Raw genomic sequence first — 24658 nt, forward strand, 5'->3', positions numbered from 1 at the left:
CATACTAAAGTTGACGTTTCACTTCTTCAAGGATGAACGCCTCTATAATATCTCCCTCTTTGATGTCATTAAAACGTTCAAGACCCAGTCCGCACTCATATCCTTCGCTGACCTCGCGCACATCGTCTTTAAAACGGCGCAGGGAATCAATATTGCCTTCATGGACGACCACTCCGTCCCGAATTACCCGAACTTTAAACGAACGGTTGATCTTGCCTTCTGTCACGAAGCAACCGGCCACACTCCCAACCTTGGGTACCTTAAAGATCTGGCGCACCTCAGCCTTACCTTGGACCGTCTCCTTGAAATCCGGATCCAAAAGTCCGCTCATAGCCGCCTTGACATCCTCGATTGCGTCATAGATAACCCGGTAAAGCCGCACATCCACTCCCTGCAGGTCCGCCGTGTCCTTTGTATTGGAATCCGGGCGCACATTAAAACCGATGATGATCGCATTGGAAGCAGCCGCCAGCATCACATCCGTCTCGGTAATGGCCCCAACTCCCCCATGAATCGGATTTACGCGTACTTCCGCGGTGGACAACCGCTCCAAGGATTGGCGCAGAGCCTCGACGGAACCCTGTACATCCGCTTTAATAATGATGTTGAGCTCTTTAACCTCACCTTCCTTAATACGGTCAAAGAGATCATCCAAACTCACCTTTACCGTTTGCTTAGCCTCTTCTGCCTTCCGTTCCGACACACGGGCGGTCGCAATCTGGCGAGCGAGCTTTTCGTCACTGACAATATCGAAGGTCTCACCCGCCATGGGCACCTCCGAAAGGCCTTGGACCTCAACCGGAGTGGAAGGTCCGGCCTTCTTAACCCGACGGCCTTTGTCGTCAATCATGGCCCGAATTTTCCCGAAGGCCGCGCCGGCCACCATGACATCCCCGACATTCAGCGTCCCCTTCGCCACAAGTACCGTGGCCACCGGCCCTTTGCCCTTGTCTAATTCCGCTTCAATCACGGTTCCGGCCGCCGGCCGATTGGGATTGGCCTGCAACTCCCGAACCTCTGCCACCAGCAAAATCATTTCCAGAAGTTGTCCCAAATTGGCTTTGGTTTTGGCTGATACGGGAACAGCGATGGTATCCCCGCCCCATTCTTCGACCACCAAACCATATTCGGTCAGTTCCTGTTTGACCTTGTCGGGGTTTGCGTTTTCCTTGTCAATCTTATTGATGGCTACGATAATAGGCACCTTGGCCGCCTTGGCATGGTTGATGGCCTCAATCGTCTGAGGCATGATTCCGTCATCGGCGGCAACCACCAGGACCGCGATATCTGTCACTTGGGCTCCTCTGGCCCGCATGGCCGTAAAAGCCTCATGGCCCGGCGTATCCAGAAAAGTGATCTTCTGCCCCTTAATCTCCACCTGGTAGGCCCCAATGTGCTGGGTTATGCCACCCGCCTCGGAGGCAATCACATTCGTCGTTCGAATGGCATCCAGAAGCGAAGTTTTCCCGTGGTCGACATGCCCCATCACCGTGACGACCGGCGGCCGTGGCTTCAGGGTTTCCGGCGGGTCGACGATTTCTTCTATCACGGTGAGAGGTTTTTCCACTTTGACCTCAACCGTTACGCCCATATCGTTAGCCACAATCGTTGCCGTTTCGGCATCCAATTCCTGGTTAATGGTCGCCATAACCCCGAGGTTCATCAGCTTCACTATCAATTCTCCCGCCTTACGGCTCATACGGGAAGCTAATTCTTGCACGGAAATCGATTCCGGAATCACTATGTGTTTCGGTGTCGTATCTTTAACTTCTTTCACCGGCGGCCTATTATTACGACGGTGCGGCCGGCGCAGTTCCTTTTCGTTGTCACGTCTTTTATCAAAAACCCGATCCGGGGTTTTCTTCTTCTCAGGCACCTGACGCTTAACCGGCTGCTCCGCCGTCGTGGCCGTGCCCGCTGCGGAGGAAGGACGAGTGGGGCGCCCGGTCCCGGGTCTGCCCGTATGGCCTTCCATTCCCGGACGCGACGGACGGCCCTCCATTCCCGGACGCGGCGGACGCCCTTCCATTCCCGGACGCGACGGACGCCCTTCCATTCCCGGACGCGGCGGACGCCCTTCCATTCCCGGACGCGGCGGACGCCCTTCCATTCCCGGACGCGGCGGACGCCCTTCCATTCCCGGACGCGGCGGACGCCCCTCCATTCCCGGACGCGGCGGACGCCCCTCCGTTCCCGGACGCGGCGGACGCCCTTCCATTCCCGGACGCGGCGGACGCCCTTCCATTCCCGGACGCGGCGGACGCCCTTCCATTCCCGGACGCGACGGACGGCCCTCCATTCCCGGACGCGGCGGACGCCCTTCCATTCCCGGACGCGGCGGACGCCCTTCCATTCCCGGACGCGGCGGACGCCCTTCCATTCCCGGACGCGGCGGACGCCCTTCCATTCCCGGACGCGGCGGACGCCCTTCCATTCCCGGACGCGACGGACGGCCCTCCATTCCCGGACGCGGCGGACGCCCTTCCATTCCCGGACGCGGCGGACGCCCTTCCATTCCCGGACGCGGCGGACGCCCTTCCATTCCCGGACGCGACGGACGCCCTTCCATTCCCGGACGCGGCGGACGCCCCTCCATTCCCGGACGCGGCGGACGCCCCTCCATTCCCGGACGCGGCGGACGCCCTTCCATTCCCGGACGCGGCGGGCGGCCCTCCATTCCCGGACGCGGCGGACGCCCTTCCATTCCCGGACGCGGCGGGCGGCCCTCCATTCCCGGACGCGGCGGACGGCTCCCGGGCTCCGAACGGACCGCGCCTCCCTGAACCCTGTCGTTCGGGGAACCCGGCAGCGCTGCCGCCGAGCTTATCGAACGGGCCTCGCCTCCGTTCGTCTCTTCGTCCGAGCCCGAAGCAACCTGTAAGGGGCCCTGCGCTATCTTTTCTTCCGCGTCCCGACCCGGTCTTGAAGACTGCTTGTTCTCCTGTGGGGCTGAATAGTGGGGCTCCGGCCGAACTCTATCCCTTTCTTTTTCCAGAGAACGAAGTTGTACGCGCAGACCGTCTGCGTCAGCCTTTTCCACTGTACTCAAATGATTTTTAACATCGACCCCCATGGCTTCCAATCTGGACATCACGTCTTTGCTGCTCAAGTTTAATTCCTTTGCCAATTCATGGACACGGACATTTGTCATAAAAAACTTCACCCCCACTTTTTCAGCACCGCGTTTCGCTCAAGCCGTCATCTCCTTGCCTCTAAGATCGCCCCGGCAAATCCTTGGTCCAATATCAAAACGGCCGCCCTCGGCGAGAGTCCTAAACACAGACCCAACTCCTCCTTATGGCCTGCAATCACGACCTCCAAATGACAATCACGAGCCCACTGCAGATACTTCTTCTGGGCCGCTGGAACATCTTCGGCCAAAAGGAGAAGATATCCCCTTCCCTTCTTGAGCATAGCCTCTACCTGCGCGTCCCCTGAGGCCACTTTTCCGGCCCTGCGGGCCAAACCCAACAAGGCCTTGACCTTTTCTGTCATTGGAACTCCAACTTCCCTTCCAGTTCGTTGAGAACCGCTTCAGGAACCGGAACGCCGAAAGCCTTTTCCAGGCGATGTCCCTTGGCCGCTTTTTTCAGGCATTCGGGATCGGGGCAAAGGTAGGCGCCGCGCCCGTTTCGTTTCCCTGTCGGATCGATTTCGACCCTGCCCTCCGGTGTTTTGACGATCCGAAGAAGTTCCCTCTTCGGTTTCATCTGCTGGCAACCCAAACACATGCGCATGGGGATTTTGCGGACTTTCATTCCATCACCCCTTAGCCTTCTTCTTGCCGCGGCGGCTCCCTCTCTCCTGTTCGGCGAAATACTTTTGCATCGCCCTGTCCCGTTCGCTCAGCTTCTCTTCTTTCGGCGGAACGGCCGGTCCCTCCTGGCCTGTCATCCCGCCTTCTGAGCGGTAATCTTCTTCCCCTTTTTTGGTTAATCCGTTGGAATTATCATATTCGGGTGAATTGATAAGGTCACCGGGCCGAACCGGATCGGTCGCTTCCCCCGTATGCCCGCCTACGGCGTACTCATCCTCGCCTTCGGCATCCTCGCCTTCGGCATCCTCGCCTTCGGCATACTCGTCCTCGGCATACTCGCCTTCGGCGTACTCGCCTTCGGCATACTCGCCTTCGGCATACTCGCCTTCGCCGTACTCGCCTTCGGCATACTCGCCTTCGGCATACTCGCCTTCGGCGTACTCGTCTTCGGCATACTCGCCTTCGGCGTACTCGTCCCCGGCATACTCACCTTCGGCATACTCACCTTCGGCATACTCGCCTTCGGCATACTCGCCTTCGGCATACTCGCCTTCGGCATACTCGCCTTCGCCGTACTCGCCTTCGGCGTACTCGTCCTCGGCATACTCGCCTTCGGCATACTCACCTTCGGCATACTCGTCCTCGGCATACTCACCTTCGGCATACTCACCTTCGGCATACTCGTCCTCGGCATACTCACCTTCGGCATACTCGCCTTCGGCATACTCACCTTCGGCATACTCGCCTTCGGCGTACTCGTCCTCGCCGTACTCGCCTTCGGCATATCCGTCGTGGTCCGCATAACCTTGATATATACCGTTCTCGGCAGTTTCGTCGTATTCCGCGGGCATGTCCTCCGTCTGGGTGGGAATCAACTCCTGAGCCGCCGCTTGAGACTCGCTCTTAATGTCAATTTTCCAACCCGTTAACTTAGCTGCCAAGCGAGCGTTCTGACCCTCTTTCCCAATAGCCAAAGACAACTGATAGTCGGGGACAACAACGAGCGCCACTTTCTCATTGGCTCTGGGATAGACGTCCGTCACCTTCGCAGGCGAAAGCGCATTGGCAACATAATCCCGCGGGTCTGCGGAATAGTTGACAATGTCGATTTTTTCGCCCTTCAGTTCAGTGACTATCGTTTGCACCCGGCTGCCCTTCGGCCCGACACAGGCTCCCACCGGATCCACGTTGGCGTCCCGTGAATAAACGGCTATCTTGGAACGCGCTCCGGCCTCGCGCGAAACGCCTTTGATTTCCACAACTCCGTCATGTATTTCCGGTACTTCCAACTCAAAAAGTCTCTTAATCAAGCCGGGGTGTGTACGGGAAAGAAGCACCTGGGGGCCTTTCGTGGTTTTCTTAACTTCTACCACAAAGGTCTTGATCCGCTCAAAAGGTCGGTATACTTCGCCCGGAATCTGTTCCTGAGCCATGAGAAGAGCCTCCACCTTGCCCAGGTCAATGACGACGCTTTTTTGTTCATAGCGCTGGACTACACCTGTGACAATATCGCCCTCCCGGTTGATGTATTCGTCGTAAATCATGCCCCGTTCCGCTTCCCGGATGCGCTGGACGACCACTTGTTTGGCAGTCTGGGCCGCAATCCGGCCAAACTGACGCGGCGTTACTTCGTTCTCTACGATGTCGTCCAATTGATAATTAGGATCCACCTTGTGAGCGTCTTCCAAGCTGATTTGGGTACGGGAGTCCTCCACTTGTTCCACCACCGTCTTACGGGCGAATACCTGAAATTCCCCGCTGACCCGGTCAATGCTCACCCTAACGTTCTGCAAAGAAGCAAAATTTTTCTTATATGCGGAGATCAACGCTGCCTCTATCGCTTCAAAAAGAACCTCTGCGGATATTCCCCGCTCTTTCTCCAGTTCATGAATCGCTTCGATGAACTCCATATTCATTCGCGTTTTCCCCCTTGTTCCGTCTGGAATCCCCCACCAATCAGAAGTCCACCAGCAAATGCGCCCGAGCGATCAGATCATACGGCAGCCTAATCTGTTCGCCCTGATACTCGAGAATGACTTCCTCCCCCTCCATACCTTCCAGGTAGCCGGAAAACTCACCGTAACCATGAACGTTTTCTCGAGTGAACACTTGGACAAGCTGACCGCGATAGCGCAGATAATCGTCCTTTTTCTTCAAGGGGCGCTCCAATCCGGGCGAAGACACTTCAAGCATGTAAGCCTGCGGGATCAGATCTGCCTCATCCAGGATATCTCCGACAGCACGGCTGATCTCCGAACAATCATCCAGATCCGCTCCGCCTTCCTTATCAATGTAGAGGCGCAAAAACCAGTGAATCCCCTCTTTTATGTATTCAACATCCACGAGTTCCAAGCCACGGGCGTGAACTACCGGCTCGACCAGGGAAGTCACCGCTTCGACCACGTTCTGCTGCATGCCACCGCTCCTTTACTAAGAACTTAACCCATAGTCTAACGAAACCTTTCCGGATTATACTTTAAGCAGGTCAGCCATGCTTTCCACCGGGACACAGAACAAATGAAAGAGTGGGCTAGAACCCACTCTTAACCAACCTTGCCAAATTACCGTATTTAATATAACATAACTTTCTCTGCTAGGCAACTCTTTGTCAGCCCTTCGTCCACTTTTTAGCAGAATTCTTTTGCTTAAGAGAACAAACTCAGCTGGTTCTCCTCCGGCAGGCCCTTCAAACAGCCCATTTGGCCTAAAACCTCAATGACCGCCGCAGATAGTTTGGCCAGTGAATGCAATTCCTCGACAGAAAGAATGCCTTGTGTATCACGCAGCCGCACTACATTCTGAGCGGCCGAGCTTCCCATGCCCTGAATGGCCGCGAACGGAGGGAGCAAGCCGGTAGGTGTCACTTTAAAGCGGGTTGCGTCCGATTCCCATAAATCCACCGGCCTCACGCACACCCCTCTGCTATACATTTCCACCACCAATTCTAAAATTGTCACTAAGTTCTTCTCCTTGGCCGTGGCTTCGTTCCCTCTGCCCTCGATTTCCTTAATTTTCGCCCGGCAGGCGTCCTTACCCCTCAGTATGAGCTCAAGATCGAACTCGTCGGCACGAACCGTAAAAAAAGTCGCGTAGAAGGCCTGAGGATAATACACCTTAAACCAAGCAATGCGAAAAGCCATGGTAACATAGGCTACGGCATGGGCCTTCGGAAACATATACTTGATTTTTTGGCAGGATTTGATATACCACTCCGGAACCTGGTGCTGCCTCATCTCTTCTATGTCTTCCGCCTTGAGTCCTTTCCCTTTGCGAACCCCCTCCATAATCTTAAAGGCCCGTCCCGGCTCCAACCCCCGGTAAATGAGATATACCATAATGTCATCGCGGCAGGCGATGATTTCGGAGATCGTCGCCGTTCCGGAGCGGACAAGATCCTGGGCATTCCCCAGCCAGACATCCGTGCCATGGGAAAGCCCCGAAATCCTGACCAGGTCCGAAAAGCTCTGGGGCCGCGTATCTTCAAGCATCTGCCGTACAAACTTGGTTCCGAATTCCGGGATACCGTAGGTCCCCGTATTGGAGCAAATCTCCTCGGCGCTCACCCCCAGAGCATCGGGCTGCCAAAACAAGGAGAGAGTCTTGGGATCGTCCAGGGGAATCGTTTTGGCGTTCACCCCCGTCAAGTCCTCCAGCATTTTGATCACAGTCGGATCGTCGTGCCCCAGAATATCAAGTTTCACCAGGCGGCCCGAGATCGAATGGTAATCGAAGTGAGTCGTCACGGTCTCCGATTTCGGATCATCGGCCGGCCTCTGCAAGGGGGTAAAGTCAAAAACATCACATTCTTTGGGTACGACCATCAAGCCTCCGGGGTGCTGCCCCGTCGTCCGCTTCACCCCGGTGCAGCCTTCCACCAGCCGCGCCATTTCTGCGGAGCGGACCTTCACTTGGCGCTCTTCCAGGTAATTCTTGACATAGCCGTAAGCCGTTTTATCCGCTATCGTCGCAATGGTCCCGGCGCGGAAGACATTATCCCGGCCAAAGAGCTCTTCCGTGAATTTGTGCGCCTTGGGCTGGTAATCACCGGAAAAATTCAAATCGATGTCCGGAACCTTATCCCCCTTAAAACCCAAAAAAGTCTCAAAAGGAATATCGTGCCCGTCTTTAGCCATCTTCCCCCCGCAACGCGGACAATCCTTATCCGCCAAATCCACACCCGAACCGGCACTCCCGTCCTCAACCCAGATGGAATGAAGACACTCTGGATTAAGACAACGATAGTGGGGGGGAAGGGGATTCACCTCTGTTATTCCGGTCAGGGTCGCCACCAAGGAAGAACCCACCGACCCTCTTGAACCGACCAAATAGCCATCCTCATTGGATTTCTTCACCAGAAGATGAGCAATCAGATAGAGCACAGAAAACCCATGCCCAATAATGGCGTTCAGTTCCTTCTCCAGGCGTTTTCGCACCACATCCGGCAAATCCCTGCCATATAACTCACGCGCCCTCTGCCAGGACATAGATTCTATTTTTTCCTCCGCTCCGGGAATCGTCGGCGAAAAGAGGTCATCGGGAAACGGCTTCAGGACTTCTACCTGGGCGGCCAAGTGTTGCGGTGCTCTAACCACGACCTCGAAAGCCTCCGTCTCGCCGAGATAAGAAAATTCCTCCAGCATTTCTTCGGTCGTCCGAAAGTACAGAGGAGCTTGATCATCCGCATCCTCAAAACCCTTGCCGGCCATCAGGATCCGGCGATACGCCTCGTCTTCCGGGTCAAGGAAATGGACATCACCTGTAGCCGCCACCGGCTTGTTCAGAGCCCTGCCCAGACGCAGGACCGTACGGTTGAGTTCCCGCAACCCTTCTTCATTCCGGACGAGACCGCTGCGCAACATGAAGGCGTTGTTCCCGCGCGGCTGAATCTCTAAATAATCATAAAAAGAAGCCACCTCGAGAAGTTTTTCCCAAGGTTCCTGCTTGAGAATGGCCTGAACCAGTTCTCCGGCCTCACAGGCGGAACCGATAATGAGACCGGTGCGATGCCGGGCCAGCACTGATTTGGGAATGCGCGGGCGGCGATGAAAATACTCCAGGTGAGAACACGTGATGAGCTTGTACAGGTTCTTGAGTCCGACTGCATCACGCACCAAGAGCACCATGTGGCGGCTCTTCATCTGCTGGGGTGGAGTACTCGGTTCGGAGATGTCATCAATGAGATAACCCTCCACTCCCAGGATTATTTTCACTCCGTATTTTTTCCCGGCCTCCACTGCTTCCGGAAAGGCCTGAACCACACCATGGTCCGTAATAGCCAGCGCGGCATGTCCCCAGAGACCCGCCCGGCGGATGAGGTCTTCTGCCGAAGAGATACCGTCCATGGCGGACATCCGGGTATGCAAATGAAGCTCCACCCGTTTTTCCGCGGCTTGATCGACCCTCACCATGGGGGACACTCTGACCATATCCTTGGGCATGAAGGTCAGTTCGCCGGAAAAACGGTCAAACTGAACCGGGCCGCCGGCTTTGATCCATTCACCGTCCCGCAAATCCAGAGGCGCGGCTTTTTCACCGCCAAACACCTTGGCCGACATGGAATCCGTCCTGTCCGTCAGATTAAACGTCGTCAGTTTGCGCCCGCTTTTCAATTGCCGCTGCTCCAGCGCAAATACCCGTCCTGTCAACACAACTCGGCGTTCCTCATCCACAATGCTCCTCAGCGGGACAGGTTCCTCTTCAATCTCTTTACCCAGAATGCAGTCCGACCTGGGGGGTGCTTTCTTTTCAGGAGCAGGCGCCATTAACCGTTCAAGGCATTCCTTTTCCGCCTGCTCTGTTAACCGGTCATAATCAGGCTCTTGCCGCCCCGGGTCGTATTCACACCGAATTCGGAGCCGAATCCCAAAAGTGTCAAAGAAATACTCTTCCACTTGGGCTTGCTTCAATTGAAAATATTCCACACCCAAAGCGTTGGGCGCAGGCAAGACCAGTGTCTCCCCCCGAATTTCATAGCCCGAACCCAGCCAACCCTTCATCGCCGGAAAACTTTCTCCCAACTCACGCACGATCCGCGGCCAGTTCCGGCTGCAAATCTGGGCCAACGCCTGATCTCCTTCGGGACACTCCAAATGCCATTCCATCCCAATCCCCGGTGCGTTCCCCTCCAAGACCTCTCTCAGGGGCCCTAATGAGCATTCGTCAACTTCGCAGGGTGAATAAAGATGGAAAATCCACTTTTTCTTCTCAGGGTATACCTCCACCCGTTTCAACGCCAGCAAGTCCAGGACGGGCCCCAGCCTCTCCCGCCAAGTGGGCATAAAGCGGGAGAGGAGCGGGACCTCCGCCAGCGGCATCAGCCTAGCCATTCGTTTTCCTCACTCTCCCACGCGTTTTTTCGAGGCCGGTGATGCACATGCCAAGCCTCTGATCCCTCTCTAGCTATATCAGCCGATTTTGGGGCCGATTTTTGGGGAATGTCTAATGTTCCAGGGCCTTCTGGACAATCCCTTGGACCTTTTGGGCCACCTCCGCCACCGGCACCAACTCTGTAGCCCCGGTTTTGCGCGCTCGGAGTTCGACCTGCCCTTGTGCCAAAGCCTTGCTGCCGACCGTAACCCGCAGGGGGTAACCCACAAGGTCGGCGTCTTTAAATTTAACTCCCGGGCGCTCATCCCGGTCGTCGATCACCACTTCGATCCCCATCCCGAGCATCTGCCAGTAAAGCTGCTCGGCTGTTTCCCCCACCTGCGCATCTTTGGCGCCGACCGGCACAATGATACAGTGGTAAGGTGCAATCGCAACCGGCCAAATAATCCCGTTTTCATCGTTATTTTGTTCGATGGCCGCGGCCGCCGTCCGGGTCACACCGATCCCGTAACACCCCATCACGCAAGGCTTCTCCTCGCCCGTCTCGTCAAGATAGGTCGCCTGCATGATTTTACTGTATTTTGTGCCCAAATTAAAGACCTGACCCACTTCAATGCCGCGAGCCGCTTCCAGCGGAGCACCGCACTTCGGACAGGCTTCTCCTTTCTCCACCATCCTCAGATCAAATACCTTATCCAACCGGAAATCCCGCTCCGGTACCGCGTTGAGATAGTGATAGTCGGCCTTGTTGGCGCCGCAGACGGTCTGACTCAGTAAGGGAACTTCCAAATCCGCCACGACCGTTAAATCGTCCGGAATACCCACCGGCCCCACAAAACCGGCCTCCGCTCCCAAAACCCGGCGGACTGTTTCCGGCCCCGCCAACTCCAGCCGGATGAAGCCCCCCAGCGCATTGTTGAGTTTGATTTCGTTGACTTCCCGGTCTCCCCGGACCAAAACCAGGAACACTTTCTCGTCACCTTGGTACAGCAGAGCTTTCAAGAGCCGGTGTTTCGGCAGGTTCAAGAAAGTACTGAGCGCTTCTATGGACTTCGCTCCCGGAGTGTGAACAAGTATCCGTTCCTCGCCCCCAGCCTCCGTCCTGACAGAACGGGGCAGGCACTCCGCTCGCTCGACATTGGCTGCGTAATCACACTTGGGGCAGAAAACTACGGCCGCCTCCCCGGAATCCGCCAAGACCATGAACTCGTGTGAACCCCCGGTTCCCCCGATAGCCCCCTGATCCGCTTCCACCGGACGAAACTTTAGACCGCAGCGTCTAAAGATACGGGCATAGGCATCATACATTTTGCGGTAGCTGACCATAGCCTCTCGTTCATCCCGATCAAAGGAATACAGGTCCTTCATGATAAATTCCCTGCCCCGCATCAAACCGAAACGCGGCCTGCGCTCATCCCTGTACTTATTTTGAATTTGGTAGAGGAGCAGCGGCAGCTGCTTGTAGGACCTGACCTCTGAGCGGATAAGTTCCGTGATCAGTTCCTCATGAGTCGGGCCCAAACAAAATTCACGTTCATGCCGGTCGCGCAGCCGGAACATTTCCGGCCCGTAAACCTCCCAGCGGCCGCTTTCCCGCCACAGTTCCGCCGGCTGGACAATGGGCAGAAGGACTTCCTGCCCGCCCTCGGCGTCCATCTCTTCGCGGACGATCTGTTCAATCTTCCTCAAAACCCTCAGTCCGAGGGGCAAATGCGTATAAATCCCGGCCGCCGCCTTGCGAATGTAACCCGCTCTCAACATCAGGCGATGACTGACAACCTCCGCCTCCGCGGGCACTTCCCGCAAAGTCGGATCGAAAAGTTGGCTTACGCGCATCGAATCATTCCTTTCTGTCTGTCTCTGCCGGCATTCCGCCGCCATCTCAGCTCTCTCTCTAACCCTGATCTCCTCTATCCAGCCTTAGCCCTTCATCGAAATTCGTTCACTATCCCGCCCCGCGGGAATCCTCCCCGTCCACAGCCGACCCTTCGCCCGGCCGGTTAACCCCCGGTCTTACCCAGATAAGCCTCAATCTCCCGCCAAAGAGCCGGCAAAAGCTCCTCTTCCGGTAAGCTGGCAATGATTTGCCCTTTACGGAACAACAGACCCTTCCCTTTGCCGCCGGCAATGCCGAAATCGGCTTCCCTGGCTTCACCGGGCCCATTGACCGCACAACCCATGACCGCTACTTTCAAAGGCTTGTCCAGGGGCGGCAAATGCGTAAGCCGCTCTTCCACCCGCGCGGCCAAAGCCGCCAGGTCAACCTGCGTTCGTCCGCAGGTCGGACAGCTGATCAGTTCCACTCCCTGCCGGCGTAAACCCAAAACCTGCAGGATCTGTAAGGCAACAGGGATTTCCTGCACCGGATCCCCGGTGAGGGATACCCGAATGGTATCGCCAATCCCTTCAGCCAGCAGAGCGCCGATTCCTACCGCCGATTTGACCACACCGGACTTTACTGTCCCGGCCTCCGTGACACCCACATGCAGCGGATAATTTACGGTCTCCGCCATCTTCCGATAAGCGGCAAGCATCAAGGGCACCTGTGACGCCTTAAGGGAGATCTTGATCTCCTCATAGCCCAGCTCTTCCAGAAGGTGCACATGCCCCAAAGCGCTTTCCACCATGCCTTCGGCCGTCGGCCCCCCGCAGCGGTCGAGGATTTCCCTCTCCAACGAGCCGGCATTCACCCCGATGCGTACCGGGACCCGCCTCTCTTGGGCTGCGCGGATCACTTCTTTCACCTTCCAAGGGGCCCCGATATTCCCCGGGTTCAGGCGCAGGCCGTGAACACCTTCCGCCAGAGCCCGGATGGCCAAACGGTAGTCAAAATGCACGTCCGCGATGACCGGCAGCGGACTCCGTCTGACAATACGCCCCAAAGCCGCGGCCGCTGCTTCATCCGGAACGGCCACCCTGACGACTTCGCAGCCCGAGTCGGCCAGCGCTCTGATCTGGTCCAGAGTTTTCTCCGGATCACGCGTATCCGTATTTGTCATGGACTGTATCACGACCGGGGCCCCCCCGCCGATGGTAACTTTGCCGACGTGCACGGCCCGTCTAAGCCTACGCAAAATCAAGCCCTCCAAAATTCAGAGTGGGTCACCATGGTGCCCGGGCGCGCCTTCGGAGCAGGAAAAGGCGGCCCGACTGCCGCTGAGCAAACCCTTTGTGCATTCACCTGAAAACCGCGGTCCAAAAGTTACAAAGAGTTTTCGGAGCAGGCCCTGCCGCCTTATCCGCCCTTGACAAATAACTGCAGAATATCGTGGTAAGTCACGGCTAACATAACGAGCACGAGTAAGACGAAACCGACAAAATGAATCAGGTTTTCCCGCTCCGGATTGAGCGGTTTACCGCGCAGCCCCTCGACAGCCAGGAAAACAAGCCTGCTCCCATCCAAGGCCGGAATCGGAAACAAATTGAGCAGCCCCAGCTGGATGCTCAAGACTCCGGTCAGCCCCAGAAGATTGGCCAAACCCTCTTTGGCCCCCTGGCCGATGGCTTGGGCGATGGCCACCGGCCCCCCCACTTGCGCGGGTATCTTACCGGTTATCATTTCAACAATGGCCACCAAGATGAACTTCGTAAACTCGACCGTTCGCTCCCAACCCAACCCGACCGCCTGGAAAATGGACAGGCGCCGGTAGACAATTTCCGGGGCGATTCCGATGAGGCCGTAGCCTGTCTGCGGATCTTTCTCGGTCCTCACCTTGATAGTCCGGGTTTTGCCGCCTCGCTCCAGGGTAATGAGCAAATTCTGATTCGGCAGGGCATGAATAACATCGGTCAGCCTGTTCCAGTCCGGTGTCGCTTCGCCGTCAACGGCGACAATCCGGTCGCCGGGAACAATCCCGGCCTTCTCCGCCGCCTTTCCTTGAACCAGGGAACCCACCGCGTTTCCCTGGGCCTGCGCCGGCAGCCCCAGGTAAGCAAAGACCCCCACAAACAAGAGCATCGCCAGGACAAAATTCATAATCGGCCCGGCCGCGATCACCGCCATGCGTTGCCAGACTCTCTTGTTCATGAAGCTCCGCTTGTCGTCGGCCGGCGCAATTTGCGGCTCGCCCGTCTCGTCCGGTTCCGGATCCATGCCGTAGAGCCTGACAAAACCTCCCAGGGGAATGAGCCGCCAAGCGTAGAGCGTTTCCTTCCCCTGATGCCACAAGAGTTTCGGCCCAAAACCGAAACTGAACTCCAATACCTTAATTCCGGTCATGCGGGCAATCATGAAGTGCCCGAATTCGTGAATCATCACCATCGAGCCGAAAACGAAAATCACAGCTAAGGCTGTTACCATGGTTACCCCCTCCTGCACAAGTCCTGAGCCAGACTCCGCGCCCAGAGATCCGCTTCCAATATCGTTGCCAAATCTCCTTCCTCCGACACCTCGTGTTTGGCACAGACTTCCCCGGCAATTTCCGTGATCCGGGCATAGGGAATCACCCGGTTCAGAAAGGATTCCACCGCCACTTCATTGGCTGCGTTAAGGACCGCCGGCAGGGTGCCTCCCCTTTTCCCCACCCGGTAAGCCAGCTCAAGCGCGGGGAACCTCTCCCTGTCGGGCTCAAAAAAGCTCAAAGTCTGTCCCCGCAAATTCAAGCGTCGGAAGGAATTGGGCCAGCGTCCGGGATAGCTGAAAGCGTACTGAATCGGCAAACGCATATCCGCCCGGCCCAACTGAGCCAGGACGGAACCGTCCCGGTACTCCACCAGCGAGTGCACGATACTTTGAGGATGAATCAAAACCTCAATCTTTTCGTAAGGCATGGCGAAAAGATGGTGGGCTTCAATGACCTCCAGTCCTTTATTCATCAGGGTAGCGGAGTCCACCGTTATTTTTGCGCCCATCTTCCAATTGGGGTGTTGCAAAGCCCGCTCGGGCGTAATCCCCGCCAGTTCTTCCTCCGGCACGTTCCAAAACGGTCCGCCGGAAGCCGTGAGGATCAGCTTGGCGACACTCTCCCTCTCCTCTTCCAGGCACTGGAAAATGGCGGAATGTTCGCTGTCCACAGGCACAACGGGGCAACCCGCGCGTTTGGCCGCGGCCATAACCAGATCACCGGCCACAACCAAAGTTTCCTTATTGGCTAAGGCGACCGCCTTTCCCGCTTGCAAGGCAGCCAAGGTAGGCTCCAAACCGATGCGCCCGCTGAGCGCATTAAGTACAGTATCGGCCGGACCGGCCTGCACCGCGCGCAAGAGTCCCGGCATACCCTGGTCCACGGCAACCGGCAGGTCCCGCACCCGTTCCCGCAATTCTCGGGCCGCCTCTTCTTCCATCATGACCGCCAGCGCCGGACGGAAAGCCCGCACCTGCTCCTCCATGCGCCGCACATTGCCGGCTGCGGTCAAAGCGTAAACCGTCAGCTTGTCCGGGTTTTCCCCCACAACCTCAAGAGCCTGCCGCCCAATCGACCCTGTAGAACCCAAAATGGCGAGTGTCTTCAAGATAATCTCCCTTCGCTTATTTTAGAACTCCGGTTTTCCGCAAAGCGCCGTAAAAGATAACGAGCGTTGGACCGAGGATTAAGCCGATACCTCCGAACAATTGCAGACCGACATACATGGAGACCAACGTCGGCAGGGGGTCGAGGCCCAGGTTCTTGGACATGATCTTCGGTTCCAGGAACTGCCTCAGAACCACCGTAATCACCCACATAGCCAGGACTTTCAACCCGGTGCTGAGCGAACCCCACAACAGCAGGGCGACGATCCAGGGGATGAACAACATCCCGGTCCCGACCACCGGAACCAAGTCCAGGATTCCCGCCAAAACCCCCAAGAGCACCGCGTAGCGGTTACCGATGATGGCGAGCCCCAGCATAGTGGTTACGGCCGTCACGGAAACCAGCATGATCTCCGCCCGGAGAAAGCCGATCAAAGCGCTGCCCAAATTTTGGCTCACGGCCTGGGCACTCTGATGCCAGCGTTTGGGGAAGAGCCCGGCCAAAAAACGCTTAACCCGCGGAAAGCTGGCGCTGGTCAAAAGGGTCGCCACCACCGAGACCACCATAATGATGAAAACCCCCGGCAGGGCGGCCAAAAAGCCCAAAAGCGCCAGACTTCCCGACTTGGCCCAATCTTGCATTGAGCGTACCAGGCTTGCCGTCGAGGAATAGAGAGCATTTTGCACTTGGGGATTGACTTTAACGAAGCGTTCGACCGAATCGATCTGTCTGTTGACGATATCCAGAACATAAGAATAGCTGGGCACCGAGTTTGCCAGTTCACTCAATTCGGTGTAAAGGCGGGCCACCAGCAGGAAGACAAAAAGGGCGATGACCGCCAAGCCCGCGACCAAGGTCAACAGGGAAGCGTAGGGCCTGCGAATGCGCAAAGTGCGCATGATGGCCAGCACCACCGGCTCCAGCAAAAAAGCGAGCACAAGCGCCAACAAAAACGGCAGAAAAGCAACCAGCAGTTTCTGCAGAACAGCTCCGAAGACAGGCAGAAAATCCCGGACGAAGTAAGTAAACAGCCGGATGGCGAACAGCAGAGCCGTTATAATCACCAAGCGGTTAAGATTTGTCCACAACGGGTGCCGTGAATCCATATCGGTATCCCCTTACTGCAGGCAACTAACCAAATAATACACCAGAGGCAAGACAAATACAAAACTGTCAAAGCGATCGAGAAAACCCCCGTGGCCGGGAATCGTTCGGCCGGAGTCCTTGACGCCGGCAGCCCGTTTGAGGGCCGACTCGAAAAGGTCGCCTATCTGGGCGCCGATACCCACCGAGAGCGCCAGCCCTAAGAGAAAACCCGCCGGCACCCCCGCCAGCCAAGGTCTCAAAGCGAAGCCGGCTCCCAAGCTGAACAAAAGCCCCCCGACTGAGCCTTCAACTGTTTTGTTCGGGCTCACGGCCGGGGCCAGAGGATGCCGTCCAAGCACTTTCCCTATAAGGTATGCGCCCGTGTCGCTCGCCCAGACCAGAAAGAAAGTGACAAATGTCCACTTTATCCCCCATGGTTCCGGGAGACCCCGCAGGAGTAAAAGATAGGACATAAGCCCCGCCGTGTACGTCACCGCCAGCAAATTGTAAAGGGCCTCCGCCAGGTTTGTTTTCGGGTAGTTAAGAGCGAATCTCCCCCCGGCCACCAGCAAAGAGAATACGAACCCGGGTCCCAGGCCAGCCCTGCCGTACAGGAACACCCCCAGCAACCAAAGCATGACTTCCAGCGCATCCGCCTTGAACCAAGCCCGGTGGCCCAAACGCTCTCCGATGCGCATAAACTCGTGTAAAGCAAAGAGGCTGATGGTGAGCGCCAAAACGAGCGTATAAGCCCCCCCAAGATAGGTTAGTCCTAAAAGGAGCGCAGCCCCAATCACGGCGCTGACTGTACGTCTTCCCATGGGTCACCTCTCGTTCACTCGTTCGCCAGTCCGCCGAAGCGGCGGTTACGCCGCTGATAAGCTCGGATGGCCTGCAGAAGGGCTTCTTCGTCAAAGTCCGGCCAATAATCCCGGACAACGACCATCTCCGTATAAGCACACTGCCACAATAAGAAGTTGCTCAGCCGCATCTCCCCCGAAGTACGAATGAGCAAGTCCGGATCCGGTATTCCGGCCGTATACAAGTAGCGATCAACTACATTTTCGTCAATTTCAGCGGGCTTAAGGCGGCCTCCCTGCACATCCCTGCAGATACCTTGCACCGCCCCCACCAGTTCGGCCCGTCCCCCATAGTTTAAGGCCAGATTCAGCACCAACCCGCGATTACTTTTTGTCTGTTCAAAGGCCCGCGCCAGCTCTGTCCGCGCTTCCGCCGGCAAATGCTCAATCTGTCCCACAGCCCGGATCACGACATCGTTTTCATCGAGTTCCCGTAGTTCCCGCCTCAAATACTCTGTTAACAAATTCATGAGAATCCCGACTTCTTCCTTTGGGCGCCGCCAATTCTCAGTCGAAAAGGCGTAAACCGTCAAGTATTCAACTCCCAGGCCGGAGCAGGCTTTCACGACTCCCCGCAAGGCCTCCACTCCTGCTTTGTGTCCGAGTGATCTGGGGAGTCCCCTCCGGATCGCCCAGCGCCCGTTGCCATCCATAATAATGGCGATGTGGCGGGGTATGCGTCCGCGGTCTATTTGGGCTGAGCTCACTTCTTTATTTCGTTTCCAGGGACCAGACCACATTCCGCCACCCCCAAACCCTGTTCTTGCAATATTACCCGCCGCCGTCGGCCCGGCCTGCCGCCCGCGTGCCGGCTCGCCCTCGTCCGTATCTCTTAGCCTAAAGTCTCGAACCCCCCCGGCAGGCGCCAAAGGAGTCCGTCAATCCGCAAAACCGGGCGCACCGTCTTCTGCCCTGTCTTCGGCAGTGCGGGCCACGACAAACTCCAGCCCCTGTTTCCTGCGCACCCGAACAACCCTAACCGCCCCGGCGGGCAAAATCCGTCCCCGGGGCCCGGTCCGCTGCACCGTGTACTCCAGTCCCAGGCTTTCCAGCTCCGCCTTTACCTCATCCCAAAGACACGCCAGCCAGCGCTCCTCGTTCATACTTCCAGGATCTCTTTTTCTTTCAAATCCAGAATGTGGTCAATCTCTTTGACAAACTTATCCGTCATTTTCTGCAAGTCGTCCTGGGCCCTCTTCAGCTCGTCTTCCGTAGCTTTATGATCCTTCTCCAACTTCTTCATATGGTCGTTGGCATCCCTACGCACGTTGCGCACGGCTACGCGGGACTCTTCAGCCTTTTTCTTCAAACTCTTGACGATTTCGCTGCGTTTTTCAGCCGTAAGCTGAGGGATAATGAGACGGATAACCACGCCGTCACTCGAAGGATTCAGACCGAGATCGGATTTCAAGATCGCCTTTTCAATCGACGGAAGCGTGGTTTTGTCCCAGGGCTGAATGGCTAATACCCTGGACTCGGGAACCGAAAGATTAGCCAACTGTTTAACCGGGGTGGGCGTACCGTAATAATCGACCATCACTCTGTCCAAAAGGGCCGGATTGGCCCGCCCGGCGCGCACACTCCCATACTCCCTGCGCAAGGCCTCCACCCCTTTGCGCATTCTCTCTTCCGAATCCTTGAGTACATCTTCAATCATTCGTTGTCCCTCCCCACATAGGTCCCAATCGGCTGACCGATTATGACTTTCCTAATATTGCCTTTTTCGGTCAGGTTAAAGACAATCATCGGTATGTGATTGTCCATACACAGGGATGTCGCCGTAGAATCCATGACCCCAAGTCCTTGACTCAGAACATCCAAATACGACAGGTGCTCAAAGCGTTTGGCCCGCGGGTTTTTCAGCGGATCGGAATCGTAGACACCGTCGACCTGTTTGGCCATCAGGATGACCTCTGCCTCAATCTCCGCGGCCCGTAAAGCTGCCGTCGTATCAGTGGAAAAGTAAGGATTCCCCGTACCGGCCGCAAAAATCACGACCCGCCCTTTTTCCATGTGACGAATCGCCCGCCGGCGGATATAGGGCTCCGCGACCTGCCGCATTTCAATGGCAGACAGGACTCGGGTATCGGCACCGGCTTTTTCCAGGGCATCCTGAAGCGCCAGGGCGTTCATCACCGTGGCCAACATTCCCATATAGTCGGCTGTTGCCCTTTCCATTCCCTGGGAGCTGCCGGCAATTCCCCGCCAGATATTTCCCCCTCCGACCACCAAAGCCACGTCGACTCCCATTTGGCGGACTTCAGTCACCTGTTCGGCCACGGAGACCAGCATATCATGGGCAATGCCAAAACCTTGGCTGCCGGCCAGAGCCTCCCCGCTCAGTTTCAGGACAATCCGGCGGTAACGCACTTCGTCCATCGGATACCTCCATATAAATTATTTCTACATCCAATCGGAAAAGTCCTCTTCGGCCCGCCAAGAAACATACCGGACCTGTTAAGGAAAAAGAGAACACCCTGGTGTTCTCTGAAGAATGAGACTCAGCGATTCATTTCTTTCATGACTTCAGAGGCAAAATCATCTTGACGCTTGGCCAGTCCCTCACCCAGTTCATAACGACTGAAACGGCGAATCACGACGCGCTCCCCTATCTTCGAGGTCTTTTCCAGCACCAGATCCTTGACCGTCACGTCGGGATCTTTGATGAAAGGCTGCTCCAGCAGGCAAATTTCTTTATAGAATTTCTCGATTCGTCCTTCCACCATCTTTTCGATAATTTTCTCCGGTTTCCCTTCATTCAAGGCCTGAGCCCTGAAAATATCTTTGTTGTGCTGCAGGACCTCCGCGGGAACATCTTCCCTGCTGACGTATTGCGGATTTGCCGCCGCGATCTGCATAGCGACATCCCGGACAAAGGAGCGAAATTCCTCCCCCCGGGCCACAAAATCCGTCTCACAGTTAACCTCCACCAAGACGCCGATCCTGCCCCCTCCGTGAATATATGACTCCACCAAACCTTCGGCTGCAATCCTGCCTTCCTTTTTGGCAGCGGCAGCCAGGCCTTTCACCCGCAAATAATCGATAGCCTTGTCCATATCCCCCGCGCATTCCGAGAGGGCTCTTTTGCAATCCATCATACCGGCCCCGGTTCTTTCCCGAAGCTCTTTCACCATACCCGCACTGATCACAGACATATTCAAACCTCCAGACCGTTCTTTTTGCCCCAGTTCTCTTTACCTCATGAAAAAGGCAGGATGGCAGGGGCAATACGAAAACCGTCCCCTCTTCACCCTGCCCGCTTTTACCCGAACATCACTCGGCAGCCGCTTCTGTATTCTCGGACGCTTCCTCCGCTTCATCCAAGCTGCCCTGCTGTCCTTCGAGAATTGCGTCAGCCATTTTCGAAGTGAGCAATTTCACGGCCCGGATGGCGTCGTCATTGGCCGGGATAATCACGTCGATCTCATCCGGATCGCAATTCGTATCCACGATCCCCACGATCGGAATGTCCAACCGGCGTGCCTCGGCGACCGCAATCCTTTCTTTGCGCGGGTCGATCACGAAAAGGGCGCTGGGCAGTTTTTTCATGTTCTTAATTCCACCCAGGAAACGTTCCAGCTTGCCCATCTCGTGGCGCAGGTTGGCCACTTCTTTCTTCGGCAGGACATCGAAGACCCCCTCCGACTCCATGCGCTCCAGGGCGTGCAGACGCTCAACCCGCTTTTGAATGGTCTGGAAGTTGGTAAGCATGCCTCCCAGCCATCTCTCGTTGACATAGTACATGCCGCAACGCTCGGCTTCCTCACGTACGGACTCCTGTGCCTGTTTCTTGGTCCCGACAAAAAGCATAGTCCCGCCCTCGGCCGCCAAATCGCGGACGAAATTATAAGCTTCGTCCACCTTCTTGACTGTCTTCTGCAGATCAATGATATAAATACCATTGCGCTCCGTGAAGATGTAGCGTGCCATCTTAGGGTTCCAGCGACGCGTTTGATGACCGAAGTGAACACCGGCTTCCAGTAATTGTTTCATGGAAATAACAGCCATTGTGTTGCACCTCCTCTCTTTGTTTTTCCTCCGCAGGTTCATCCCGAGGCGCCCCCCGGAAACCCGAGGACCGGCACCCCAATCCCTCTGCGTGTGTCGTTATGTCACACTGCGAATAGAATATCACACCCTACCCCGCAATGCAACATGCAGGCGGGTTCTTCAAGCAACTCGGACGGGATCCGTATGCGCTTGCCCGTCCGGCAGCTATTTTCCTGCTCTGTCGGCTGCACTTTTGCGGCATGGGAGTCTGCCCCTGAATAGTCACGAAAAGGTTCGGATCTCCGCCCTAGCCGCGCTTGGTATACTTCTCCAGTTCGTCGAGCAGATAATCGTTCAATACCCGGATGTAAGTCCCTTTCATGCCTAAGGATTTGGACTCGATTACCCCGGCTGATTCAAACTTGCGCAGGGCGTTGACGATGACCGACCTCGTGATCCCCACCCGGTCGGCAATTTTGCTCGCCACCAGCAAACCGTCCCCGCCTCCTAATTCGGCAAAGATGTGCTCCACCGCTTCCAGTTCGGAATAGGAAAGCGTACCCACGGCAATTTGCACCGCCGCTTTTTTACGTGCTTCTTCTTCGGCCCGTTCCGCCTTGACCCTTAGGATCTCCATACCCACCACGGTCGCGCCGTATTCGGCCAAGACCAAATCCCCGTCCGTAAACTCCTGGTCAAACTTGGCGAGCACTAAAGTGCCCACCCGTTCGCCGCCGCCCATGATCGGAACGACTGTCGTGATCTTATTGCTGAATTGGCAGCGTTCCTTATAATTGAAGACACAACCGTTGGCCACCTGAGTCGAATTGGCCGTAGTTTCCGTGATCTTCATCAATCCTTCATTATAGACCTCGGGAAACCGTTCCGAATGGACGACAATATCTTCCATAGTTCCGCAGGCGAAATCCTGCATAAAACTGTAACCGAGGATTTTGCCCCGCCTGCCTACGATGTAACAATTTGCCTCGACAGCCTGCCTCAACACCTTGGCCATCTCCTCAAAATCGACCGGATGGCCGGCAGCCCGCTGTATAAGCCTATTTATAGTCCTGGTTTTTTCTAACAAGGTTCGCACGGAAATTTCCTCCTTTTTTCGTTCCCAACAAAAGTTCCTTCAAGAATTGGACTGTTCCGTTTTCCGGAGAAGGCCCCCTCGGAACCAAACATTCCGCTTCCCGGGGACTGTCCTTTTGAAATGAAAATCACTTTACAAGATGTAGCGGGAAAGATCTTGGTTGCGGGCGACATCGCCCAGCCGGTGCTGAACATACTCCCGGTTAACCGTGACCGTATAATCTTCCGGAAGCTCGGACGCTTCAAAAGACAATTCCTCTAAAACTTTCTCCACGATAGTATGCAGGCGGCGAGCTCCGATATTTTCAGTGCTGGAATTCACCTGAAAGGCCACCCCCGCTATTTCCTCTATAGCATTCTCGCTAAATTCAACCCTTATTCCTTCCGTTTCCAATAAGGCGGCGTACTGCTTAATCAGGGATGATTGTGGCTCAGTCAGGATGCGCCTGAAATCCTCAACACTCAGCGACTCCAGTTCCACCCGGATGGGGAACCGTCCCTGCAACTCCGGAATCAAGTCCGAGGGTTTGCTGACATGAAAAGCCCCGGCCGCAATAAAAAGCATATGGTCCGTCTTCACCGGCCCGTATTTCGTGTTGACCGTGGACCCTTCGACGATGGGTAAAATATCCCGCTGCACTCCTCCGCGGGAAACGTCGGGGCCGGAGGCTTCCCGCCCGGCAATCTTATCGATCTCGTCCAGGAAGACGATCCCTTCCTGTTCGGCCCGCCGGATGGCCTCCTGCACCGCGGCATCCTGATCGATCAGGTTTTGGGCCTCTTCCTGGATCAGAATTTTGCGTGCCTCCCGCACCGTCACTTTCCGTTTCTTCCGTTTCTTGGGCAGCATACCGGCCATCATATCCTGGAGGTTGATCCCTATCTCCAGGCCGCTCCCGCCCAACATGTCTGTAAGGGGTGTGCTTTCTTCCACTTCGATCTCGATTTCGCGCTCTTCGAGCTCTCCCCGGCGCAATTGTTCGGCAGCCCGTTCCCGTCCTCTTTCAACTTCCGCCGAAGGTTTGGCCTCTTCCTGAGGTGGATTCTGCCCTCCGAATAAAGCCTGAAAAGGATTGAAGTTCGTGTTTTCGCTCTGCTTGCCGGGGACCAGCAAGGCGGTCAGGCGCTTCTCGGCATTCACGGCCGCCTGGGCCTCCACTTGGCCCATGCGCTCGGCCTTGACCATGCGCAGCGAGCTCTCCGCTAAGTCCCGGACGATCGACTCCACATCCCGGCCGACATAACCCACTTCCGTAAATTTGGTCGCTTCAACCTTAATGAACGGCGCCCGCACGAGCTTGGCCAAGCGCCGCGCTATCTCCGTCTTGCCTACCCCTGTCGGCCCAATCATGAGGATGTTCTTCGGCAGAATCTCGTCCCTCAGCTCTTCCGTCAGCTTCTGGCGGCGGTAACGATTGCGCAGGGCGATAGCCACGGCCCGTTTGGCTTGTTTTTGACCGACAATATACCGATCAAGCTCTTTAACAATCTCCCGGGGTGTTAACTGTTCCATTCTTAGAGTTCCTCCATCGTTATCCGGTCATTGGTATAAACACAAATGGACGCGGCGATTTGCATCGCTTCCGTCACCAGCTTTCCCGCCGGCAAATCCGTATGCTTGGCCAGGGCCCGGGCAGCGGCCAGAGCATAGTTTCCGCCGGAACCAATGGCCATGATTCCGTCATCCGGTTCAATCACTTCTCCCGAACCGGATATGAGCAGCAGGTTTTGGCGGTCGGCAACCAGGAGCAGGGCCTCCAAATTCTTCAGCATTTTATCCGTGCGCCACTCCTTGGCCAATTCCACAGCACTGCGTTGCAAGTTCCCGTGGTATTCTTCCAGCTTTTGCTCGAACTTTTCGAAAAGCGTGAACGCATCAGCCACAGAACCGGCAAATCCCGCAATCACCTGACCGTGAAACAAGCGCCGCACCTTGCGGGCCCCATGCTTCATCACTGTGGCCTGGCCGAATGTGACCTGGCCGTCCCCCGCCATCGCCACCTGCTCACCTTTTTTCACCGCTACAATCGTCGTGGCATGAAACACCGGCAATCCTCCTTACAACGCACAAGTTTACTTGGAAATCCGCCCTG

General features: G+C 56.2%; 20 protein-coding genes and 3 pseudogenes. 1 reads left to right on the top strand and 22 read right to left on the bottom strand.

The genetic code is table 11. From position 1 onward, the window contains the following. Positions 1-4: 4 nt before the first annotated feature. The 4 genes and pseudogenes from infB to rnpM all read right to left on the bottom strand — a co-directional run bounded on the left by infB (position 5) and on the right by rnpM (position 3758). Positions 5-2650, bottom strand: a complete 2646-nt coding sequence (infB, locus tag MNU25_RS15495) for a translation initiation factor IF-2 (RefSeq protein WP_476724457.1) — start codon at positions 2648-2650, stop codon at positions 5-7. Positions 2651-3031: 381 nt separating this feature from the next. Further along, positions 3032-3151, bottom strand: a pseudogene (locus MNU25_RS20625) (translation initiation factor IF-2 N-terminal domain-containing protein); the annotation flags it as partial. Positions 3152-3198: 47 nt separating this feature from the next. Further along, on the bottom strand, positions 3199-3495 hold the full coding sequence (locus tag MNU25_RS15500) for a L7Ae/L30e/S12e/Gadd45 family ribosomal protein (protein WP_240985889.1): 297 nt from the start codon (positions 3493-3495) through the stop codon (positions 3199-3201). Beyond that, positions 3492-3758 carry an RNase P modulator RnpM gene (gene rnpM / locus MNU25_RS15505; RefSeq protein ID WP_240985890.1) on the bottom strand — a complete coding sequence of 89 codons (267 nt, stop codon included), beginning with the start codon at positions 3756-3758 and terminating at the stop codon, positions 3492-3494. Before rnpM ends, MNU25_RS15500 begins: the two co-directional genes overlap by 4 nt. 339 nt (positions 3759-4097) lie before the next feature. Here rnpM and MNU25_RS20630 point away from each other — a divergent pair. After that, a pseudogene (locus MNU25_RS20630) lies at positions 4098-4664 on the top strand (pentapeptide repeat-containing protein); the annotation flags it as partial. Here MNU25_RS20630 and nusA read toward each other — a convergent pair. From nusA to hslV, 18 genes and pseudogenes are all read right to left on the bottom strand, one after another. After that, positions 4546-5673: pseudogene (gene nusA, locus MNU25_RS15510) on the bottom strand (transcription termination factor NusA); the annotation flags it as partial. The pseudogenes MNU25_RS20630 and nusA overlap by 119 nt on opposite strands. Before the next feature lie 40 nt (positions 5674-5713). Further along, the gene (locus MNU25_RS15515; protein WP_240985891.1) at positions 5714-6172 is read right to left on the bottom strand and encodes a ribosome maturation factor RimP; all 459 of its coding nucleotides are present in this window, start codon (positions 6170-6172) and stop codon (positions 5714-5716) included. A gap of 230 nt (positions 6173-6402) precedes the next feature. Beyond that, the gene (locus tag MNU25_RS15520; protein WP_240985892.1) at positions 6403-10083 is read right to left on the bottom strand and encodes a PolC-type DNA polymerase III; all 3681 of its coding nucleotides are present in this window, start codon (positions 10081-10083) and stop codon (positions 6403-6405) included. Positions 10084-10195: 112 nt separating this feature from the next. Continuing rightward, positions 10196-11920 (bottom strand): proline--tRNA ligase, encoded by a 1725-nt coding sequence (locus tag MNU25_RS15525; RefSeq protein WP_240985893.1) that lies wholly within the window; start codon positions 11918-11920, stop codon positions 10196-10198. A gap of 164 nt (positions 11921-12084) precedes the next feature. Continuing rightward, positions 12085-13161, bottom strand: a complete 1077-nt coding sequence (gene ispG / locus MNU25_RS15530) for a flavodoxin-dependent (E)-4-hydroxy-3-methylbut-2-enyl-diphosphate synthase (protein ID WP_240986882.1) — start codon at positions 13159-13161, stop codon at positions 12085-12087. A gap of 158 nt (positions 13162-13319) precedes the next feature. Further along, entirely contained in the window at positions 13320-14384 is a 1065-nt protein-coding gene (gene rseP, locus MNU25_RS15535) for an RIP metalloprotease RseP (protein ID WP_240985894.1), read from the bottom strand. Between the two features lie 2 nt (positions 14385-14386). Beyond that, positions 14387-15535, bottom strand: a complete 1149-nt coding sequence (locus tag MNU25_RS15540) for a 1-deoxy-D-xylulose-5-phosphate reductoisomerase (protein WP_240985895.1) — start codon at positions 15533-15535, stop codon at positions 14387-14389. A gap of 16 nt (positions 15536-15551) precedes the next feature. After that, positions 15552-16640 carry a sporulation integral membrane protein YtvI gene (ytvI, locus tag MNU25_RS15545; RefSeq protein WP_240985896.1) on the bottom strand — a complete coding sequence of 363 codons (1089 nt, stop codon included), beginning with the start codon at positions 16638-16640 and terminating at the stop codon, positions 15552-15554. Positions 16641-16652: 12 nt separating this feature from the next. After that, on the bottom strand, positions 16653-17441 hold the full coding sequence (locus tag MNU25_RS15550) for a phosphatidate cytidylyltransferase (RefSeq protein WP_240985897.1): 789 nt from the start codon (positions 17439-17441) through the stop codon (positions 16653-16655). Positions 17442-17455: 14 nt separating this feature from the next. Then, complete coding sequence (locus tag MNU25_RS15555; RefSeq protein WP_240985898.1) at positions 17456-18220, bottom strand: isoprenyl transferase; 765 nt, start codon at positions 18218-18220, stop codon at positions 17456-17458. 138 nt (positions 18221-18358) lie between these two features. Beyond that, positions 18359-18583 (bottom strand): hypothetical protein, encoded by a 225-nt coding sequence (locus MNU25_RS15560; RefSeq protein ID WP_240985899.1) that lies wholly within the window; start codon positions 18581-18583, stop codon positions 18359-18361. Continuing rightward, entirely contained in the window at positions 18580-19137 is a 558-nt protein-coding gene (gene frr, locus MNU25_RS15565) for a ribosome recycling factor (RefSeq protein WP_240985900.1), read from the bottom strand. Before frr ends, MNU25_RS15560 begins: the two co-directional genes overlap by 4 nt. Beyond that, complete coding sequence (gene pyrH, locus MNU25_RS15570) at positions 19134-19859, bottom strand: UMP kinase (protein ID WP_240985901.1); 726 nt, start codon at positions 19857-19859, stop codon at positions 19134-19136. The genes frr and pyrH overlap by 4 nt, the downstream gene beginning before the upstream one ends. A gap of 122 nt (positions 19860-19981) precedes the next feature. Further along, positions 19982-20635: a translation elongation factor Ts gene (gene tsf, locus MNU25_RS15575; protein WP_240985902.1), complete on the bottom strand. Its 654-nt coding sequence runs from the start codon at positions 20633-20635 to the stop codon at positions 19982-19984. A 118-nt stretch (positions 20636-20753) separates the two neighbouring features. After that, on the bottom strand, positions 20754-21488 hold the full coding sequence (gene rpsB, locus MNU25_RS15580) for a 30S ribosomal protein S2 (protein ID WP_240985903.1): 735 nt from the start codon (positions 21486-21488) through the stop codon (positions 20754-20756). A 289-nt stretch (positions 21489-21777) separates the two neighbouring features. Then, a complete protein-coding gene (codY, locus tag MNU25_RS15585) occupies positions 21778-22566 on the bottom strand; it encodes a GTP-sensing pleiotropic transcriptional regulator CodY (protein ID WP_240985904.1) in 789 nt (262 codons plus the stop codon). 132 nt (positions 22567-22698) lie between these two features. Then, complete coding sequence (gene hslU, locus MNU25_RS15590) at positions 22699-24078, bottom strand: ATP-dependent protease ATPase subunit HslU (RefSeq protein WP_240985905.1); 1380 nt, start codon at positions 24076-24078, stop codon at positions 22699-22701. A gap of 2 nt (positions 24079-24080) precedes the next feature. Further along, a complete protein-coding gene (gene hslV / locus MNU25_RS15595; protein WP_277350692.1) occupies positions 24081-24611 on the bottom strand; it encodes an ATP-dependent protease subunit HslV in 531 nt (176 codons plus the stop codon). Between the last annotated feature and the right edge of the window lie 47 nt (positions 24612-24658).

This window comes from Acididesulfobacillus acetoxydans (genome assembly GCF_902729405.1).
In the GTDB taxonomy this organism is placed as follows: Bacteria; Bacillota; Desulfitobacteriia; order Desulfitobacteriales; family Desulfitobacteriaceae; genus Acididesulfobacillus; species Acididesulfobacillus acetoxydans.

Excerpts from the sequence above, each read along its gene's own strand:
- infB (WP_476724457.1), bottom strand. The coding sequence starts at position 2,650 with ATGGAAGGGCGTCCGCCGCGTCCGGGAATGGAGGGGCGTCCGCCGCGT.
- MNU25_RS15500 (WP_240985889.1), bottom strand. The coding sequence starts at position 3,495 with ATGACAGAAAAGGTCAAGGCCTTGTTGGGTTTGGCCCGCAGGGCCGGA.
- rnpM (WP_240985890.1), bottom strand. The coding sequence starts at position 3,758 with ATGAAAGTCCGCAAAATCCCCATGCGCATGTGTTTGGGTTGCCAGCAG.
- MNU25_RS15515 (WP_240985891.1), bottom strand. The coding sequence starts at position 6,172 with ATGCAGCAGAACGTGGTCGAAGCGGTGACTTCCCTGGTCGAGCCGGTA.
- MNU25_RS15520 (WP_240985892.1), bottom strand. The coding sequence starts at position 10,083 with ATGGCTAGGCTGATGCCGCTGGCGGAGGTCCCGCTCCTCTCCCGCTTT.
- MNU25_RS15525 (WP_240985893.1), bottom strand. The coding sequence starts at position 11,920 with ATGCGCGTAAGCCAACTTTTCGATCCGACTTTGCGGGAAGTGCCCGCG.
- rseP (WP_240985894.1), bottom strand. The coding sequence starts at position 14,384 with ATGGTAACAGCCTTAGCTGTGATTTTCGTTTTCGGCTCGATGGTGATG.
- ytvI (WP_240985896.1), bottom strand. The coding sequence starts at position 16,640 with ATGGATTCACGGCACCCGTTGTGGACAAATCTTAACCGCTTGGTGATT.
- MNU25_RS15550 (WP_240985897.1), bottom strand. The coding sequence starts at position 17,441 with ATGGGAAGACGTACAGTCAGCGCCGTGATTGGGGCTGCGCTCCTTTTA.
- MNU25_RS15555 (WP_240985898.1), bottom strand. The coding sequence starts at position 18,220 with ATGTGGTCTGGTCCCTGGAAACGAAATAAAGAAGTGAGCTCAGCCCAA.
- MNU25_RS15560 (WP_240985899.1), bottom strand. The coding sequence starts at position 18,583 with ATGAACGAGGAGCGCTGGCTGGCGTGTCTTTGGGATGAGGTAAAGGCG.
- frr (WP_240985900.1), bottom strand. The coding sequence starts at position 19,137 with ATGATTGAAGATGTACTCAAGGATTCGGAAGAGAGAATGCGCAAAGGG.
- pyrH (WP_240985901.1), bottom strand. The coding sequence starts at position 19,859 with ATGGACGAAGTGCGTTACCGCCGGATTGTCCTGAAACTGAGCGGGGAG.
- tsf (WP_240985902.1), bottom strand. The coding sequence starts at position 20,635 with ATGTCTGTGATCAGTGCGGGTATGGTGAAAGAGCTTCGGGAAAGAACC.
- rpsB (WP_240985903.1), bottom strand. The coding sequence starts at position 21,488 with ATGGCTGTTATTTCCATGAAACAATTACTGGAAGCCGGTGTTCACTTC.
- hslU (WP_240985905.1), bottom strand. The coding sequence starts at position 24,078 with ATGGAACAGTTAACACCCCGGGAGATTGTTAAAGAGCTTGATCGGTAT.